Source organism: Fontibacter flavus (genome assembly GCF_042432905.1).
In the GTDB taxonomy this organism is placed as follows: Bacteria; Bacteroidota; Bacteroidia; order Cytophagales; family Cyclobacteriaceae; genus Fontibacter; species Fontibacter flavus.
Genome location: NZ_JBHLWI010000081.1, coordinates 1 through 1,476, shown reverse-complemented (window position 1 = coordinate 1,476; position 1,476 = coordinate 1). Strand labels below are relative to the sequence as shown.

At 31.9% G+C, this 1,476-nt stretch carries 2 protein-coding genes; both read right to left on the bottom strand.

Annotated features, from left to right (window positions below):
* Positions 1-69 precede the first annotated feature (69 nt).
* The gene (locus ACFFIP_RS18080; protein WP_035805039.1) at positions 70-417 is read right to left on the bottom strand and encodes a type II toxin-antitoxin system RelE/ParE family toxin; all 348 of its coding nucleotides are present in this window, start codon (positions 415-417) and stop codon (positions 70-72) included.
* A gap of 180 nt (positions 418-597) precedes the next feature.
* Positions 598-1,332: a DUF6438 domain-containing protein gene (locus ACFFIP_RS18075; RefSeq protein ID WP_382389169.1), complete on the bottom strand. Its 735-nt coding sequence runs from the start codon at positions 1,330-1,332 to the stop codon at positions 598-600.
* Positions 1,333-1,476 lie beyond the last annotated feature (144 nt).

Genomic DNA, 1,476 nt, shown 5'->3' with positions numbered 1-1,476 from the left:
TCCTCTCGCTCTTTAGTGCCACGTTTTCCGTAATTTTTTTCTTTGAACTCCTCAAGGGTCATTAAATTATTACTTCTCGCTTTCATATTCTGCTTTTATTTTAAGTGCCATTTCTATCTCTTTCTTTGGGGTTTTTTGAGATTTCTTTTGAAATCCGTTGGCCAATACAATTAATTGACCTTCGTCAAAAAAACAGAAAATTCTAAATATGTTACTTCCTAGTTGAACTCTAATTTCATAAAGCCCATCAGTGTTCTCAAGGTGTTTGAGATAAGTTTCAGGAACTCTTTGTAAGTCTTCAATCAATTCAAACGTCCAAACTATCTTGGCTTTAACCTTTTTGTTTTGTTTTGAAAAGAAATCTTGAAAGTAGTCCTTGTAAAATGTAATCTTTCTATGTTTCTGACTTTTATCCACTAAACAAAGTTAAAAAAAGTTTCCCTAAAGTGAAACATGCCGAGTTAAAATTATTACTTCTGTCAGCTTGTAAGGTTTCTAATAATCGCATATAACGGGATTCAGCTTGGAGACGGCGGGCATTCGGAGCCGTTCTCTTCCAGCCTACTCCTAACTTCTTAAAGATACTGAATTTTCTATTTACTCTAAACCGCCCGCTGTATCCAAGGTGATGTTATGGGCTTTTTTCTTTATTAGGAGACTTTCAAATCGATTGAAGACTTTCTGAAGTATAAAGTATTTTCCTTCGAAAAGACCATTCTCAATTTTAATTATTTCATGGCCTGGGTATTTTATTGTTAAATTAATTTCACCACTTCCTGTAACTGGTAAAAATTCTTTTTCTGGATAATTCCATATATCAACCATTTCAAATAATTGATTCATTTGATTTAGGGTCAAGGTATCCAATTGAAAATTTTGTTTTCCTTTCAGTTCAGAGTAAAGTTCACCTTCATAAGTCACGAGCCCATTTCTGTCTATATGCATATTAAAAAAAGGTAATCTCCCTTCAACATCCCCACTTTCAAAGTTTAGATATTCAAATTTTCTTGGGTTACTTATTGTTACCCTTTCAAGTTCTCTAATGTAATTATTTTGTTGAAAGTCAATTATTTTAATATGATTATTATCGACGAAATCTATTTTTCCAACGCTTTCTAATTCAGGGTCTTCAACAATTAAAGTATCATTTTTTATCGAAAAATAGAAAAAACCATAACTATCCCAGAATGGATTTGTCATAACTGAGTCTTGAATTAATATGGTTTGCTCACCATACCAAATGCCATTTAGATTAATTTTTATGGCTTCCCCTTTTCTATTATTACAGGAAAGAAGAATCATGCTAAAAAATAGAAGGTATAGATTTTTCATATCCGTATAATTGCCCATAACGGCAGACTGTGAAAAAAGCCTCTCCTGTTTTTTAGTTGGCTATTCCACAATCTCCTTAAATTTAGTAAATTTAGTTGAGGTTATTTTTAACAATCCTATTTTATCTCTATGCACTATATCCAA